The sequence below is a fragment of the Nocardioides sp. SRI_004 genome, assembly GCF_057586415.1.
In genome coordinates this window covers 96,777-112,692 of the sequence record NZ_JBYCZV010000001.1, presented here as the reverse complement: position 1 = coordinate 112,692, position 15,916 = coordinate 96,777, and the positions used below count along the sequence as shown (strand labels likewise).

Annotated in this window: 17 protein-coding genes; 5 read left to right on the top strand and 12 right to left on the bottom strand. The window is 72.1% G+C overall.

Annotation, left to right across the window (positions count from 1 at the left end):
- Positions 1-73: 73 nt before the first annotated feature.
- From AC2YHB_RS00590 to AC2YHB_RS00565, 6 genes are all read right to left on the bottom strand, one after another.
- The gene (locus tag AC2YHB_RS00590) at positions 74-520 is read right to left on the bottom strand and encodes a GtrA family protein (RefSeq protein ID WP_308645708.1); all 447 of its coding nucleotides are present in this window, start codon (positions 518-520) and stop codon (positions 74-76) included.
- A gap of 29 nt (positions 521-549) precedes the next feature.
- A complete protein-coding gene (locus AC2YHB_RS00585) occupies positions 550-1,605 on the bottom strand; it encodes a glycosyltransferase family 2 protein (protein WP_179649128.1) in 1,056 nt (351 codons plus the stop codon).
- A gap of 78 nt (positions 1,606-1,683) precedes the next feature.
- Positions 1,684-3,177, bottom strand: a complete 1,494-nt coding sequence (locus AC2YHB_RS00580; protein ID WP_179649126.1) for a hypothetical protein — start codon at positions 3,175-3,177, stop codon at positions 1,684-1,686.
- The gene (locus tag AC2YHB_RS00575) at positions 3,174-3,725 is read right to left on the bottom strand and encodes a hypothetical protein (protein WP_487353286.1); all 552 of its coding nucleotides are present in this window, start codon (positions 3,723-3,725) and stop codon (positions 3,174-3,176) included. The genes AC2YHB_RS00580 and AC2YHB_RS00575 overlap by 4 nt, the downstream gene beginning before the upstream one ends.
- A gap of 30 nt (positions 3,726-3,755) precedes the next feature.
- Positions 3,756-4,013, bottom strand: a complete 258-nt coding sequence (locus AC2YHB_RS00570) for a glutaredoxin family protein (protein ID WP_036550129.1) — start codon at positions 4,011-4,013, stop codon at positions 3,756-3,758.
- A complete protein-coding gene (locus AC2YHB_RS00565) occupies positions 4,010-5,620 on the bottom strand; it encodes a class I adenylate-forming enzyme family protein (protein ID WP_179649122.1) in 1,611 nt (536 codons plus the stop codon). Before AC2YHB_RS00565 ends, AC2YHB_RS00570 begins: the two co-directional genes overlap by 4 nt.
- A gap of 69 nt (positions 5,621-5,689) precedes the next feature.
- Here AC2YHB_RS00565 and AC2YHB_RS00560 point away from each other — a divergent pair, with 69 nt between their 5' ends.
- The 3 genes from AC2YHB_RS00560 to AC2YHB_RS00550 all read left to right on the top strand — a co-directional run bounded on the left by AC2YHB_RS00560 (position 5,690) and on the right by AC2YHB_RS00550 (position 8,779).
- A complete protein-coding gene (locus AC2YHB_RS00560; RefSeq protein WP_179649120.1) occupies positions 5,690-6,577 on the top strand; it encodes an HAD family hydrolase in 888 nt (295 codons plus the stop codon).
- Between the two features lie 161 nt (positions 6,578-6,738).
- On the top strand, positions 6,739-7,542 hold the full coding sequence (locus tag AC2YHB_RS00555) for a sigma-70 family RNA polymerase sigma factor (protein ID WP_036550122.1): 804 nt from the start codon (positions 6,739-6,741) through the stop codon (positions 7,540-7,542).
- A 139-nt stretch (positions 7,543-7,681) separates the two neighbouring features.
- Entirely contained in the window at positions 7,682-8,779 is a 1,098-nt protein-coding gene (locus tag AC2YHB_RS00550) for a DUF5667 domain-containing protein (RefSeq protein ID WP_257027403.1), read from the top strand.
- Positions 8,780-8,912: 133 nt separating this feature from the next.
- Here the strand turns inward: AC2YHB_RS00550 and AC2YHB_RS00545 are convergent, their stop codons facing one another.
- The 4 genes from AC2YHB_RS00545 to AC2YHB_RS00530 form a co-directional block, all read right to left on the bottom strand.
- The gene (locus AC2YHB_RS00545; protein WP_179649116.1) at positions 8,913-10,199 is read right to left on the bottom strand and encodes a lysophospholipid acyltransferase family protein; all 1,287 of its coding nucleotides are present in this window, start codon (positions 10,197-10,199) and stop codon (positions 8,913-8,915) included.
- Complete coding sequence (locus AC2YHB_RS00540; RefSeq protein WP_051932846.1) at positions 10,192-11,253, bottom strand: NAD-dependent epimerase/dehydratase family protein; 1,062 nt, start codon at positions 11,251-11,253, stop codon at positions 10,192-10,194. The genes AC2YHB_RS00545 and AC2YHB_RS00540 overlap by 8 nt, the downstream gene beginning before the upstream one ends.
- Positions 11,254-11,314: 61 nt before the next feature.
- Positions 11,315-11,416 carry a 30S ribosomal protein bS22 gene (locus AC2YHB_RS00535; protein WP_008356322.1) on the bottom strand — a complete coding sequence of 34 codons (102 nt, stop codon included), beginning with the start codon at positions 11,414-11,416 and terminating at the stop codon, positions 11,315-11,317.
- Between the two features lie 274 nt (positions 11,417-11,690).
- Entirely contained in the window at positions 11,691-11,906 is a 216-nt protein-coding gene (locus AC2YHB_RS00530) for a helix-turn-helix domain-containing protein (protein WP_036550118.1), read from the bottom strand.
- 225 nt (positions 11,907-12,131) lie between these two features.
- Between AC2YHB_RS00530 and AC2YHB_RS00525 the strand changes: the two genes are divergently transcribed.
- Positions 12,132-12,845 (top strand): HAD family hydrolase, encoded by a 714-nt coding sequence (locus AC2YHB_RS00525; RefSeq protein WP_036550624.1) that lies wholly within the window; start codon positions 12,132-12,134, stop codon positions 12,843-12,845.
- Positions 12,846-12,861: 16 nt separating this feature from the next.
- On the opposite strand, the gene proC is transcribed toward AC2YHB_RS00525, so the two are convergent.
- On the bottom strand, positions 12,862-13,662 hold the full coding sequence (gene proC / locus AC2YHB_RS00520; protein ID WP_207008504.1) for a pyrroline-5-carboxylate reductase: 801 nt from the start codon (positions 13,660-13,662) through the stop codon (positions 12,862-12,864).
- A gap of 13 nt (positions 13,663-13,675) precedes the next feature.
- A complete protein-coding gene (locus AC2YHB_RS00515; protein ID WP_179649114.1) occupies positions 13,676-14,608 on the bottom strand; it encodes a proline dehydrogenase family protein in 933 nt (310 codons plus the stop codon).
- 242 nt (positions 14,609-14,850) lie between these two features.
- On the opposite strand from AC2YHB_RS00515, the gene AC2YHB_RS00510 reads away from it, so the two are divergent.
- Positions 14,851-15,903: a TerC/Alx family metal homeostasis membrane protein gene (locus tag AC2YHB_RS00510; RefSeq protein ID WP_487353285.1), complete on the top strand. Its 1,053-nt coding sequence runs from the start codon at positions 14,851-14,853 to the stop codon at positions 15,901-15,903.
- The last annotated feature ends 13 nt before the right edge of the window (positions 15,904-15,916 follow it).

The following is a 15,916-nucleotide window of genomic DNA, read 5'->3' as shown; positions in this document are numbered from 1 at the left end:
TCGATCACTGTAGGAGTTTGTGAACGTGAGAACAAAACCGGCGGGAGTGCAAGTTCGGGCGGTCGGAGATGCGTCACACACCCTCGCCCGACGACGCCTGTGGCGCGTGCTCCTCGCCGCGGTGCTCCACGGGCCACACGACGTAGCGGTAGGCCAGGAAGTTGAGCACGAGGCTGCACGCGATCGAGGCGAGCTTCGCCAGCCAGATCCGTACGTCGCCGGCGGACATCCCGCCCAGGGCGACGTCCGGTCCCTGTTCCAGCACCCACAGCCAGCCGTGGATCAGCAGCGGCTGGGCGACCCACATGACCAGGCCCGTCGAGGCGACGAAGAGGGCCGCGTGCCGCAGCGTGAGCCTCTCGGCCCGGAAGGTGAACAGGCCGTTCACGACGAAGCTGAAGACCATGCCCGCGCTGCTCGAGACGAAGTTCGCCAGGGTGATGCCCAGGTGGTCGTGGAGCAGCACGAACAGCACCGCGTCGATCGCCGTGTTGCAGACGCCGACGGCAGCGAACCGGATCGCCGCGCCGCGGTGGCTGCCCGGGTCGCTCAGGACTCGGCCCCCGGGTCGAGGGCGCCCATGTCGCGGTGGCGGCGCGGCCCGCTCCGGCCGGTCCCGGACTCCGGGTCGGCGCCGCGGTCGCGCGCGACCATCGCCAACGTGTAGAGCGGGCGGTCCTGGGCCTCGACGTACACACGGCCGAGATAGCTGCCGATCACGCCCATCATCACCAGCTGGATGCCGCTGAGCATGAACATGCCGACGCCGAGGAACGCCCAGCCCGGCACGGACTCCTCCGGCCTGAAGACCCGGATGAACAGCACGTAGCAGGCCAGCAGCACGCTGAAGAGCGAGATCGCGTAGCCGAAGCGGGAGATGAGCTTCAGCGGCGTGGTCGAGAAGCCCAGGATGCCGCTCGCGGCGAAGCTGAGCATCTTCTTCAGCGGGTAGCCGGTCTCGCCCGCGAAGCGCTCGTCGCGGTCGAAGAGGAGCGCCTCCTGGCGGAAGCCGACGTGGGCGACGATGCCGCGCAGGAAGCGGTCGTGCTCGCGGTAGCGCGAGATCTCGGCGACCACGCGGGCGTCCATGAGCCGGAAGTCGCCGACATTGCGCGGGATCTGGATCGACGCGAGCCGGTCGAGCACCCAGTAGAAGCCCCAGGCGGTCGCCCGCTTGAAGGGCGTGTCCTTGCGGGTACGACGCTGGGCGTAGACGACCTCGACGCCCTCCTCCCAGCGCTCGATCATCTCCAGGCTGACGCGCGGGGGGTCCTGCAGGTCGGTGTCCATCACGATCACCGCGTCCGCGTCGCCGCTCTCCGCGACGAGGTCGAGCCCGGCGGTCACGGCCAACTGGTGGCCGAAGTTGCGGGAGAACTGGACGACCGTGACCCGCGAGTCCTTCGCGCGCAGCTCCACGAGGCGCTCCAGCGACGCGTCGCGGCTGCCGTCGTCGACGTACACGAACTCGAAGTCGAGGTCGGGACGGGCGGCCGTCGCCTCCACCAGCGCGGCGTGGAACACCGCGATGTTCTCCTCCTCGTTGTAGACGGGGAGGACGTAGGCGACCCGACGTGGGGCGCTCGAGGGGTCGCGGTCGTGCATGGCCACCGACCCTAGGCCATGTCCGGTCGTCCTCGGTGGATGGGCGGCCGGGCCGCCGCCGCGGATGCCGGACGCGAACTAGAGCACGACGGCGGCGAGGACCGCGACCGCCACGATCGCGACCGCGGCTGCCAGCACGACCTGGATCCGGTTGAGCCACCGCTCCACCGTGCGATCGCCGTCGGTGACGACTCCCGTCGCGGGGGCGGGGAGCCGGCCGGCACGGACCAGCCGCTCGACCACGAAGGTCGCCGCGGCGAGCCCGAAGAAGGGTGCGGCCGTGGTCCAGTAGCGCCCACCGGCGACGTGCACGAAGGGCTGGACGAGCAGAGCTCCGAGGCACAGCTTCACCAGGACGTCGACCAGCCGCGCCTCGAGGCTGCGCCGGACGACCGAGAGCAGTGCCGCGACGACCAGCAGCAGGGCCGGGAAGTACACCAGCCAGGTCGTCACCTTCACGGTCCAGGCCGCAGCGGAGCCCGCCGGCCCGCGCTCGTCCTCCGGCACCACGTGGTCGACGAAGACGGCCGGCTGGAGGGAGTACGCGGCGAGGTTGTGGCCGACCTGGTCGAGGTAGCCGTGGATCGTCATATCGCGCCGGGCGTAGGCGGACATCTCCTTGAGGACGTCGACCTCGCTCGTCCCGGTGGCGCGCCCGACCTCGCGGGCGTAGCGCAACGGCCGGAACCACAGCGTGCTGTCCGGGTCGCAGGGACCGAAGCACACCTGCTCACGGTCACCGAAGGTGTTGGCCTTCGACGTGGCGACCGTGGTCGTCGTCAGCACGCGGGCGTCGAGCACGTGCGACGCGTACGCCGACCACGGGGCCAGGAGCAGGAGGAACACGACGCCGGCCACCGCCGCGGACCCGACCGCCCGCCAGCGGGGCGCGCCACGGAGGAGCACGACCGCCGTGGCCAGGGCGACCACGCCGAGCCCCGCCAGCAGCACCGAGGTGCTCGAGCGGAGGTAGAGCGTGACCACCGACAGCAGCCCGAGGACCAGTCCGTCCCGGACCGTCGGCGCCTCCCCCCGCCGCAGCGTGCGGAACATCTCGACCAGGCGCAGGACGACCAGCAGGAGGACGAGGCCCGCGTTGAGGTCGCCCCAGGCGCCGTACCCGAAGTAGACCCACATCGGCACCAGGCCGGGGAAGACGGCCAGGGCGACCGCCCAGCGGTGACCGAGCACGCGCACGACGCTGCGCAGGGCCACGACGTAGAGCGCGAGGGTCACGATGCCGCAGTAGCCGCGGACCAGGGCCGGACCCGCGTCGGGGAACACGACGTAGAGCGGGGCGACCACGATCGACATGCCGGGCATGAACCACCCGGACGCGACGACATTGCGGTCGAGCTCGGCCCGGTCGGGGCTGGTGAAGGAGAAGAGGTCGCGGATGGCGTTGGACAGCGCCATGCTGCCGTTGAGGTAGGCCTGCTCGTCGCCGTGCGGCGGCGCGGACATCACCACGGGGAAGAGGGCGACCTTCAGCAGCACGTGCGCGACGACCAGCCAGCCGAGCAGGACCGGGGCCGGGGGCAGCCGGTGGGCGAGCGTCGTCAGGCGGCTCATCGATCCCCCCAGCGCTTGGTGGACTTGGGGTCCGCGCACACCGGGTCGTCCGGCCGGGCCGGCTCCGCGACCGGCAGGTCGAGGACGAAGGTGCCGCGGACGAGGGTCTCGGCGCTGGTGCCGGGGAGCTCGGTCACGGTGATGGTGACGCGCTCTGCGCCCTTGGACAGCGTCAGCGAGTCGTCCGACGGCAGGGCGGAATGCTCGGACGGGTCGGGCGCGAACCCGACCGCGGTGAAGGACGCGACCAGTCGCTCGACTGCCTCGTCGAGGTCCACCAGGTCGTACTGCCCGCGCAGGATCCGCCGCTCCCCCTGCGCGGTCTCCACGTCCACGTCCCACCGCACCTGGTAGGGCAGGTCGAGCCGTGCGTTGCCCGGCAGCGGGTAGCAGCCGCTGGCGATCGCGTCGGTCGTGATGAGCGGGCGGTAGTTGTTGGTGGGGACGGCGCGGCCGAAGGAGTGGCTCAGCAGGAGCAGCACGAGAACGGCCAGCGCACCGACCGCGATGCCGATCCGGCGCTGTCGCGGATGGAGGTGCGGAAGCATGATCCGCAGAGGATAGTCGGGGGCCGGGCGCTACCCGCGGAGGGCACGGCGCAGCCGGTCCGGGCTCACCCGCCAGAAGTCGTGCTGCCGGCCGTCGACGAAGGTCACCGGGATCTCGTGGGCGAAGCGGTCGGCGAGCTCAGGGTCGTCGTCGATCGAGACCTCGACGTAGCTCTCGCCCAGCTCGGCGCAGACGGCCTCGATCACGGCCCGGGCGTCGTCGCACAGGTGGCAGCCCGGACGGCCGTAGAGGGTGACGCGGGCGGGCTGCGCGGACTGCTCCGTCATTCGAGGATCCCCAGCGCCTTGCGGCGCTCGTAGCCGCGCAGCATGCCCTTGCGGATCTTGCCGGTGACGGTTCGTGGGAGCGCGTCGACCACCTCGACCCGCCCCGGTCGCTTGTACGGCGCCAGCCGCTCCTCGGCGAGCGCGTGGACCGCTGCCACGAGGGCGTCCGCGTCGGCCTCGGCGTCCGCCGGGACGACGTACGCGACGACGGCCTCGCCGGTGCGCTCGTCGGGCGTGCCGAGCACCGCGACCTGCCGGACCCCGTCGACCTGGCCGACGACCGCCTCGACCTCGGTCGGGTAGACGTTGAAGCCGGAGACGATGACCAGCTCCTTGACCCGGTCGACGAGGAAGAGGTCGCCGTCGGCGTCGAGGAAGCCCACGTCGCCGGTGGACCACCAGCCGTCCGCACCGGGCCCGTCGGCGCCGTCGGGCCAGTAGCCGCTGAAGAGGTTGCGGCCGCGGATCTGGATCTCGCCGGCGTCGTCGGCCTCGGCACCCTCGAGCGGGTGGCCGTCGTCATCGACGAGGCGGAGGTCGATGCCGCTCAGCGCGGCGCCCACCGAGCCGGGCTTCGCGTCGGCGGAGAGCAGCGTGGTCGTGACGACCGGAGCCGCCTCGGTCAGCCCGTAGCCCTGGTGAACCGGCACCTTGACCAGCGCGGTGAACTCCTCGACCACCTCGGCGGACAGCGGCGCGGAGCCGGACAGGATCATCCGCACCGGACCGAGCCGCTCGGCGAGCGCGTCGACGCCGCGCCAGGCGGCGAAGACCGGCGGTGCGACCGGGACCACGCTGCACGCCTCGTCCTCGATCAGGTCGAGGGTGCCCTCGGGGTCGAACCGGTCGGTCAGCACCAGCTTCGCGCGGTGGCGGATCACGCCGCCGAGGACGGCTCCGAGGCCGTAGACGTGGAAGAGCGGGAGGACACCGAGGACGACGTCGTCGGGACTGATCATCGGCGGCTCGACCGTCGCCACCTGCTCGACGTTGGCGAGCAGCGCCCGGTGCGTGAGCATCGCGGCGCGCGGGCGCCCGGAGGTGCCGCTGGTGTAGAGGAGCACGGCGAGCTTCTCGGGGTCCGGCAGCGGCGGCACCGGCCGGACGTCGGAGGCGCGCAGGTCGTCGTACCCGATCTCGGCGGTGGCCGCCTCGACGCCGACGACGACCAGGCGCGGCACCGGACGGCCCTCGTCGCGGGCGGCGGCCACGACCTCGGTGCGGTCGACGGCCTCGCGGGCCGCGTCGACGGTGTCGGCGTCGACGACGACGGCACGGGCGCCGGAGTCGACCAGCATCGCGGCGAGCTCGGTCACCGTCGAGCCCGGGTTGACCGGGACCGCGACCGCCTGAGCGCGCAGGATGCCGAGGTACGTCGTGACGAACTCGATCCGGTTGCCCATCGCGATCATCACCCGGTGGCCGGCGAGGATGCCGTGGGAGCCCAGGCCTGAGGCGACCCGGTCGACCTCGTCGTCCAGGCCCGACCAGGTCAGCCCGCGGCCACCCGCCTCGACGACCGCGAGGCGGTCCGGCAGGTCCTGGGCCGCGGCCTCGACCAGCGCCGCCACGTCGGGAGCGACGCGGGCGTGGTCCGTCTCGGGCATGGGGGCGATCCTACGGCGTGGTTGCGGGACGGGAACCCGCAGGAAACACGGAATCCCTAGAGTGGAGCCATGGGATCGTCGGCCGAACGGCCTCGCCGCCTCAACCTCCAGCAGCGCTCCAAGCTCGCCGGGGAAGCGGCCGCTGCCGCAGCCGAGGTCGAGACCGCGCTGGCGCAGCCGGCGGACCCCCATGCGGCAGCCTTCTTCGACGTCGACAACACCGTCATGCAGGGCGCCAGCATCTTCCACCTCGCCCGCGGCCTCTACCGGCGGGACTTCTTCACGACCCGCGACCTGATCGGCGCAGCGTGGAAGCAGGCGTACTTCCGCTTCGTCGGCGTCGAGGACCCCGAGCACGTCGCCGAGGCCCGCAACTCCGCCCTCGCGTTCATCGCCGGCCACACCGTGCAGGAGCTCGAGGAGATCGGCGAGGAGATCTTCGACGAGGCGATGGCGCACCGGATCTGGCCGGGCACGCGCGCCCTCGCCCAGCTGCACCTCGACCAGGGGCAGCGGGTGTGGCTGGTCACGGCGGCGCCCATCGAGATCGCCAACCTGATCGCCCGTCGGCTCGGCCTCACCGGCGCCCTCGGCACGGTTGCCGAGCACGTCGACGGGGTCTACACCGGCAGGCTCGTCGGCGACATGCTCCACGGGCCCGCCAAGGCGATCGCCGTGCAGGCACTCGCCGAGCGCGAGGGCCTCGACCTCGCCGCGTGCTCGGCCTACAGCGACTCCGCGAACGACCTGCCGATGCTGAGCCTCGTCGGGGATCCCTGCGCGATCAACCCGGACCCGAAGCTGCGGTCCTACGCCCGCTCCCACGGCTGGCGGATCCGGGACTACCGCACCGGGCGCAAGGCCGCACGGGCCGGCCTCGTGGTGGGCTCCGCCGCCACTGGCGCAGCCGTCGCCGGCACCTTCGTGCGGCGCCAGGTGAAGAAGAGGCTGGGCTGAGCCGGGGGTGGCACCGGATGTGGTCACGACGTGACCGGATCTGGTCCGAAATGACTACTTCACGGGCGTATTTCCGGGTCGCTCGGTTATCGCGTTCCGGTACCACTGCGAAAGGATCCGCCGTAGGATCCCGTGCGGGGGCACAAGGGAGGGGACCGGGTATGACCTGGGATCGGAGCGATGTCGCGCGCGGGCTGGACGCCCTGCGTGCCGCTGTCGTCGCTGCGCTCACCCTGGAGCCCACCCCGGCCCTCGCGGTCGCCGGCGGCCCGTACGCCGCCGCACCGGGCCGTCGTACCGACGCCTGGCTGCTCAGCGAGGCGCACGCCGAGCGCGACGACTCCTTCGAGCGCGGCTCGGCCGGCTCCGGCTACAACGACTCGACCCTGGCGACCTCGTCGGAGGACTCCCCCGAGGAGCGCGAGCGGCTGATCGGGCTCGTCGAGCTCGCCCGCGGCGGCGACGCCGAGGCGTTCGGCCTGCTCTACGACCACTACCAGCCGTCGGTCTACCGCTTCCTCTACTACCGCACCCGCTCCGTGGTGGTCGCCGAGGACCTGTGCTCGGAGACCTTCTTCCGCGCGCTGCGCAACATGCCGTCGTTCCGGTGGCAGGGCAAGGACTTCGGCGCCTGGCTGATGACGATCGCCCGCAACCTGGCCACCGACCACTTCAAGGCCGGCCGCACCCGCCTCGAGCTGACCACCGAGGACATGGGCCAGCACGACGACGCGACCGAGGGCCCGGAGAACGCCGTCCTGGCCAGCCTGACCAACGAGATCCTCCTCGACGCGCTCACCAAGCTGCCCAACGAGCAGCGCGACTGCCTGATCATGCGCTTCCTGCAGGGCATGAGCATCGCCGAGACGGCGGCCGCCCTCGGCCGCAGCGACGGGGCGATCAAGCAGCTCCAGCTCCGCGGCGTGCGCAACCTCGCCAAGCTGATGCCGGAGGGGATCCGATGACGGCGCGGCGACCGATGGTCAATTCGGACTACTCCAGCATGGTCATTCGGACCGTAACCAGCCGGGCCCCCAGGTCGTTGGATGTCTGCAAGGGCATTCCGGGCCACACGGCCCCCTGGACACGAGGACGGACGTTGTGATGCGCGGGAACGGCTGGTCGCGCGGCGCGGAGGAGTTCGACGCGCTGGTCTCCGGACGCGCCGGAGACGGCGCGGAGCACGCGGAGCTGCTCGAGCTGGTCGCCGCCCTGCGCTCCGTGCCCCCCGTGACGGCCCGCCCGGAGTTCGTCTCCTCGCTGCGCACGCAGCTGGTCGCCGCCGCCGAGCGCGCGCCGGCCGTCGCTCAGGACGACCTGGCCGCGCGGCTCACGCCGCGCCAGCGTCGCGGCTCCCGGGAGCGCCGTATCGCGGCCCTCGTCGGCGGCTTCGCAGTCGTCTCGGCCACCGGCTCGATGGCGATGGCCGCGCAGGACTCCCTGCCCGGCGACGTGCTCTACCCGGTCAAGCGGGCGATCGAGAACGCGCAGACCAACCTGCAGTCCGACAACGCCGGGAAGGCCGACTCCCTGCTCTCGCACGCGGAGGCGCGGCTCGAGGAGGTCCAGGAGCTCACGGCCCGCGACGCCGACAGCGACGTCATCGCCTCGACGCTGCAGGACTTCACCGACCAGACCACGCAGGCCTCCGAGCTGGCGCTCGACGACTTCTCCCAGACCGGCAAGACCGACGGGATCGCCGACCTCCGCGCCTTCGCCGCCGACAGCATGGACGTGCTCGGCGCGCTCGGCCCGCTCGTGCCCGAGGAGCTGCGCTCGCCGCTGATCACGGCCACCCAGACGGTGCGCCAGGTCGACGCGGCGGCATGGGAGGCGTGCCCGACGTGCGCCGACGGCGGGATCGCCGAGCTGCCCGACATCGCTGCCCTCGAGCAGGTCCGCGCCCTGCTGAACGTCCCGGTCATCGACCAGGCCGAGGCGACCGCCCCGCCGAAGGACCGGCCGAAGCGCGACAAGCCCGCGCAGCAGTCGACGGACGGGGCCGCGCCCAGCGACGCACCGACCACGACCGGGCCGGTCGACGACCTGACCGACAAGGTCGGCGGCGCGATCGACGACATCACCGGCGGACTCGGCGGCGGCTCCACCACCGGGCCGAAGCCGACGACCCCGACGACCGACACGGTCATCGGCAACGTGCTGGACGGCCTGGGCGGCGTCCTCGGCGGCCTGCTGAAGTGACGCTCCGCGCCTGAGCTCGCTAAGGCGCGGATGACCGCCGAAGGTCGAGGAGCGTCGGCGAGCTCGCGCGGCGGAGCAAGCGAGATCGCGACGCGTCACGAGACCCAGCTGGGTCGCGCAGCAGGACTTCCTGCTACTTGAACACGCTCTCGCGCTGCATCAGCAGGCTGTAGAGCGTCTGCTGGATCGTCTCGCGGACCTGGTCGGTCACGTTGAAGACCAGCATCGGGTCCTCGGCCGCGCCGTCGTCGTACTCGTCGGTCCGGATCGGCTCGCCGAACTCCAGCAGCCACTTCGACGGGAGCGGCACGAGGCCGAGCGGGCCGAGGAGCGGGAAGAACGGCGTGATCGGGATGTACGGGACGCCGAGCAGGCGCGCCAGCGACGGGATGTTGCCGACGAGGGGGTAGATCTCCTCGGCCCCGACGACGGACAGCGGGATGATCGGGACGCCGGTGCGCAGCGCGGCGGACACGAAGCCGCCGCGGCCGAAGCGCTGCAGCTTGTAGCGCTCCGAGAACGGCTTGCCGATGCCCTTGAAGCCCTCGGGCCAGACACCGACGAGCTCCCCGCCGCGCAGCATCCGCTCGGCGTCCTCGTTGCACGCCAGCGTTGCGCCGCCCTTGCGGGCGAGCGAGCCGACGACGGGCAGGCGGAAGACCAGGTCGGCGCCGAGCGGGCGCAGGTGGCGCCCGGCGTGGTCGTGGATCGAGACCATCGTCATCAGGCCGTCGACCGGGATCGTGCCCGAGTGGTTGGACACGACCAGCGCCCCGCCCTCGGTGGGGATGTTCTCGACACCGCGCACCTCGATGCGGAACCACTTCTGCGCGATCGGGCGCAGCGCCGCCATGAAGAAGCGCTCGGTGACCTCGGCGTCGAAGCCGTACTCGTCGACGGTGTAGTCGCCGGTCAGGCGCCGGCGCAGGAAGGCCAGGAAGCGGGCGAGCTGCGGCTCCCACTGGTCGCCGAACAGCTCGCGCGCGGCGTGCTGGAAGGCGGCCAGCCAGTCGCCGACGGGGATGCCGGCCAGCGGGCTGAGGCCGCGCTCCTCGGTGCGGGCCGCTGGGACCGTCGACGGCGCGTCCTGGCCGAGGCCGTCGAGCAGGGAAGCGGTCGCGATGACCGGCTCCGGGGCGGGCGCCACCGGCTTCGGGGCGGCCTGCTTGCGCGGGGCCGGCTTCTTCGCGGCCGGTGCGGGGCGCGGCGCCGTCGGCTGCTTCGAGGCCTGCTCGGACGCCTGCTTCGCGGCCGGCGACGCGGGCTTCGCGGCGTCCGCGGTGGCGGGGGCGTCCGAGGCGGGCTTGCGCGGCGTACCGGACTTGGGCGCGAGGCCGCGGGCCGCCGACGACGGGCGGGTGCCGGTGCCGCGTCCGGGACGTCCGCGGGTACCGATCGGGATGATCTCGGCGTCAGCCATCCTTGCCTCCGGCAACGGTGAGCTGGGCGGGACGGTCGTCGTCGACCGGCGGGAGGTGGTCGGCCAGGGCGCCCAGCACACGGTCGGTGCGGCGGGAGCCCGGCGGGATCGTGGCGACGAACTCGGCGAACGCCGCCGCCGTCGAGTACGTCGGCTCGAAGCCGAGTTCGGTGCGCATCCGGGTCGTGTCGACGCCACGGCCGTAGGTCAGGAAGGCGACCAGCTCGGGCGAGAGGTCGGCCATCCGCGCCGACTTGAGGATCCCGCCCACGCCGCCGAAGGCGGGGCCCGGGAGGGGGACGCTGGTGCGACCCATCCGGCGCAGGGCCTGGGAGAGCATCAGGAGACCGTCGCCGGCGATGTTGAACGTGCCGGGGACGTTGCTCAGCACCGCGTGCCGCAGCACCCGGTTGAGGTCGGTCTCGTGCAGGAACTGCAGGCGCGGGTCGAAGCCGAGGACGGTGGGGATCACCGGCAGGCGGAAGTACGACGCCAGGGGGCTCACCACGCGGGGCCCGATCACGTTGGCGCAGCGCAGCAGGGTGACCGTGGCGTCGGGGCGACGTCGCGCGAAGCCGCGCACGTAGCGCTCGACCTCGTTGACGTCCTTGGCGTAGCCGCTGCGCGGGGGCCGGCGCGGCTCCATGTCCTCGGTGAACATCGCGGGGTCGCGGCTGCTCGCGCCGTAGGCGGTCGTCGAGGACTTCACCACGAGCTGGCGGACCTGCTCGGACTTCTGGCAGGCCGCGAGGAGCTGCATCGTCCCGATGACGTTGAGCTCCTTCATCGTGCCGCGCGCGCCGGCGGAGCCGGGCGTGGCGATGACGCTCATGTGGACGACCGTGTCGACGTCCTCCTTGGCGATCACCTTGGCGATCACCGGGTTGCGGATGTCGGCACGCACGAAGGTGACGTCGCCGAGGTCGCCTCGCGGCGGGACCACGTCGACACCGACGACGCGGTCGACCCCGGGGTCATTGGCGAGCGTGCGCGCGAAGGTCCGGCCGAGGTCTCGCGAGACCCCGGTGACCAGGACCGTGCGACCGGTGCCCATCCGCTGACTCCTCAGGGTGCGGCCGGTGCGCGAGGCGCGCACCGGCGACGGCAGGCTGGCGTTACTTGCCGAGCTTGCGACGCTGGACGCGCGTCTTCTTCAGCAGCTTGCGGTGCTTCTTCTTCGCCATGCGCTTGCGACGCTTCTTGATGACAGAACCCACGTGGAACCTCTCCAGAGCGTCGGACGAGGCTCGCCCGACGGTGCTACGACGCTCCGGGCACACCCCGGAGCTCCGGGTCAGCCTATCGGGCCCCCGCGGGGCGCGGTGAATCAGCGGCTGCGATGGGATGAAGATCGCATCACGGCGGTCGGTGCGGCCTGCTGCATGAATCCCCGGTCGACCGGGAACTCCAGCACTTGTCAGGTGTTGCAACGCCCGACAAGTGCATGAATCCCCGGTCGACCGGGGATTCATGCAGCTCCGCGAACCGCCGTCAGCCGGCGGAGTAGAACGACTTGCGGAGGTACTCGTTGACGTTGTCCTCGGTGACCCGGAACGAGCGGCCGACCCGCACCGCGGGGAGCTCTCCGTTGTGGACCAGGCGGTAGACCGTCATCTTGGAGACCCGCATCACCGAGGCGACCTCGGCGATGGTGAGGAACTTCGGGTCTGGGAGGGACTCGGTGCGCTCGCGCGACGTAGGAGCCATGACAACCACGCTTTCTGCGCGTCCGTCACCGCCTTCCCCAGCTGTGAACCCTGCGGACGCCTCTGCGTGAGAATAGGGCCGGATGTGACTCGTGGGGAAGAGTTTGACCTGTGAAACTTTTGGGGCGCGGCGTGTCGGCTTGACCCGGCCGGATCCGACCCTCGTGAACTACACGGTTGTCATCCCGTCGTGGTGCTGTCGGCGGTCGCTGGCAGACTGCTCGTCATGACGATCCAGGCCCTGCTGCTCGACCTGGACGACACGCTGGTGGACCACCGCGGCGCGGCCGACCGCGGCCTGCGGACGTGGCTGTCCGGGCTGGGCCTGGCCGACTCCCCCGCCGCCCTCGAGGAGCTCGTCGAGCGGTGGTTCGTGCTCGAGGCGCGCCACTACGAGCGCGCCCAGCGCCGCGAGCTGACCCACGCCGAGCAGCGCCGGGTGCGGATCCGGGAGTTCCTGCCCGGCTGGGACCTGGCCGACGACGCCCTGGCCGACGACGTCTTCGCCGGCTTCCTGGGCTGCTACCAGGCCGCGTGGCGGGCCTTCGCCGACGCCGCGGCCACGATCGAGCGCGCCCTGCGCGCCGGGCTCCCGGTCGGCATCCTCACCAACGGCGACCAGGCGATCCAGACCGAGAAGCTGCGCCGCACCGGACTCCTGCGCGCCGACGTCCCCGTCTTCGCCTCCTCGAGCCTGCCGGCGGCCAAGCCCGACCCGCGCTCCTACCTCACCGCGTGCGCGCGCCTCGGCGCCGACCCGGCACGCACCCTGATGGTCGGCGACTCGCTGCGCCACGACGTGCTCGGCGCGCGCGAGGCCGGCCTTCAGGCGCGGCTGCTCGACCGCCACGGACGGTACGACGCCCGCCGCACCCCGCCCGGCGTGGTGGCCGTGCGCGGCCTGGCCGAGCTGGCCTGGCAGGCGGCAGCGGCGAGCTGACGCCGCTCGCGAGGTCCTAGCTGCCGAGCTCGGCGGACCGGTCCCGGGCCGCCTCCAGGGCGGCCAGGAAGGCCGCCCGCACCCGGTGCACCTCGAGCTCGCGCAGCGCCGCGGCCGTCGTACCTCCGGGCGAGGTGACCTGCTCGCGCAGCACCGCGGGGTGCTCGTTGGTCTCGCGCAGCATCGCGGCCGAGCCGACGACGGTCTGCACGGCCAGCTCGTGGGCGATCGTGCGGGGCAGGCCGAGGTGGACGCCTGCCTCGATCATCGCCTCGACGACGAAGAAGATGTAGGCGGGGCCGGAGCCGCTGATCGCGGTGACCGCGTCCTGCTGCTTCTCGGGCACGCGCACCACGTGGCCGACCGAGGTGAGCAGGTCCTCGGCCTCGACGAGGTGCCCCTCGTCGCAGTGGGTGCCGGGCGAGATCGCCGCCATGCCCTCGTCGACGAGCGCCGGGGTGTTGGGCATGACGCGCACGACCGCGACGCCCGCGGGCACCCGGGACTCGATGAACGAGGTGGTGATGCCGGCGGCGAGCGAGACGAGCAGCTGGCCGGGGCGCAGCGCGGGGCCGATCTCGGCGAGCACGTCGGCCATGTCCTGCGGCTTGACGACCAGCAGCACGGTGTCGGCCTCGGCGGCGGCCGCGACGTCGGCGACCACCGGGACGCCGTACTTGGCGGCCAGCTCGGCGGCGCGCTCCTCGCGCTTCTCGACGACGACCAGGTCCTCGGCGCTGCGGCCGGCGCGGATGAGGCCGGAGAGCAGCGTCTCCCCCATCACACCGGCACCGATGACGGCGGTGCGCTTGCTCACTGCGGTGACTCGCTCACTTCTTGGAGACCAGGGACGTCAGGAAGAGTGACAGGTTCCGGGGACGCTCCGCCAGTCGCCGCACGAGGTAGCCGTACCACTGCGCGCCGTAGGGCAGGTAGACACGGACCCGCTCGCCGGCGGCGGCCAGCCGACGCTGCTCGGCCGGCCGCACGCCGTAGAGCATCTGGAACTCGTAGGTGCCGGGCGCGCGGCCGTAGCGGCTGGCGAGCGCGGCGGTGATCTCGATGAGCCGGGGGTCGTGGGTCGCGACCATCGGGTACCCGTCACCGGCGAAGAGCGCCTTGAGGCAACGGACGTAGGAGCGGTCCACGTCGCCGGGGTCGGTGAACGCGACCTCGGCGGGCTCGTCGTAGGCGCCCTTGCAGAGGCGGACCCGGCTGCCGTCGTACGCGAGGGAGCGGCAGTCGGCCTCGGTGCGGTGGAGGTAGGCCTGCAGCACGGCGCCCGTGCCGGGGAAGTCCTCGCGCAGCGCGCGCACGATCGCGAGCGTGGCGTCGGTCGTGGTGTGGTCCTCCATGTCGATGGTGACCGTGGTGCCCGCACCGGCGGCGGCACGACAGATCTTGCGGGCGTTCTCGAGCGCGATCCGCTCGCCGTCGGGCAGCCGCAGGCCGATCGCGGTGAGCTTGACCGAGACCTCCGCCCGCCCGCCGAGCCCGGCGTCGGCGATCTTGTCGAGCAGGATCCGGTAGGCCTGCACGGCCGCGGTCGCCTGCGCCTCGTCGAGCGTCTCCTCGCCGAGGTGGTCGATCGTCGTGTCGATCCCCTCGGCGGCCAGCGTCGCGACGACGTCGAGCGCCTCACGCACCGTCTCGCCGGGCACGTAGCCGCGCACGATCGCCGACGAGATCGGCAGGGTCGAGACGAGCCCCTTCACCGCACCGCTGCGCGACAGCAGGAGGAGCGCCTCCCGGACCGGTCTCATGCCCCCGAATCTACGGCGAAGCCGGTCGGCGGGGCGGGTGGGTCCCTGACGAGGGAGTCCCTCGCGCGACGACTTCGGTCTCCTTGGGTGGGCAGGTATCCTTCTCGGTGAGGGGAGTACCTCGAGACTCTTCCCCGGTCAGTACGGAGCCGCAACCGGTTCCCCGGGTGGAGGCCGTGCGGTCCACGTCGTGGGCCGAGCGGTGAGGGAGACCTCGTGCCTACAAGCACGAGGAGATTCCTGTGTCCATCACCCCCTTTGCCGCCACCGAGACGGTCGCGACCGGCCTCGACAGCATCGGTACGCCGACGCTGTGGGCGCTCACCATCGCCGCCGTCATCGGCCTCCTGGCCCTCGACTTCCTCGCGACCCGCAAGCCACACGAGGTGTCGATGCGGGAGGCGGCGCTCTGGTCGCTGTTCTACATCTCGCTGCCGGTCGCGTTCGGCGTCTGGGTGCTCAAGGCCCACGGGAGCGAGATCGGAGTCGGCTACTACACCGGCTACATCGTCGAGAAGTCGCTGAGCGTCGACAACCTGTTCGTCTTCATGCTGCTGCTCTCCGCCTTCGCCGTCCCGAAGGCCCTGCAGCAGCGGGTGCTGTTGTTCGGCATCATCGGGGCGCTGGTGCTCCGCGGCATCTTCATCGCGCTCGGCGCGGCCGCGCTGTCGGCGTTCACCTTCGTCTTCCTCATCTTCGGCGTCATCCTGCTGGCCACCGGCGCGAAGCTGCTCAAGGACGCCCTCAGCGGTGAGGCCGAGGAGGAGCCGGACCCTAACGACATGCGCGTGGTGAAGGTGCTGCGCCGCTTCTGGCCGGTCACCGAGGACTACCGGGGCACGCGGATGACGGTGAAGCAGGCCGGACGTCGCGCCCTGACCCCGCTGGCCCTGGTGACCGTCGCGGTGTTCATGACCGACATCGTCTTCGCCGTCGACTCGGTGCCCGCCGTGTACGGCATCACCGCCGACCCGTACCTCGTCTTCGCGACCAACGCCTTCGCCCTGCTCGGCCTCCGGGCGCTCTACTTCGTGATCGAGGGCCTGCTCGCCAAGCTGGTCCACCTGTCCTACGGCCTGTCGGTCATCCTCGGCTTCATCGGCGTCAAGCTGGTCCTGCACTGGGCCCAGACCCAGTGGGACGGCGTCCCCGGGATCGGCAACCGTACCTCCCTCGCCGTCGTCGTGGGCGTCCTGGCCGTCACCACGGTCACCAGCCTGATCGCCGTACGACGCGAGGAGCGGGCCGCGGCGGAGGCCGGCGCGACGGACGGCGACGAGCTGCCGACGCACTGACGCACGGCACGGC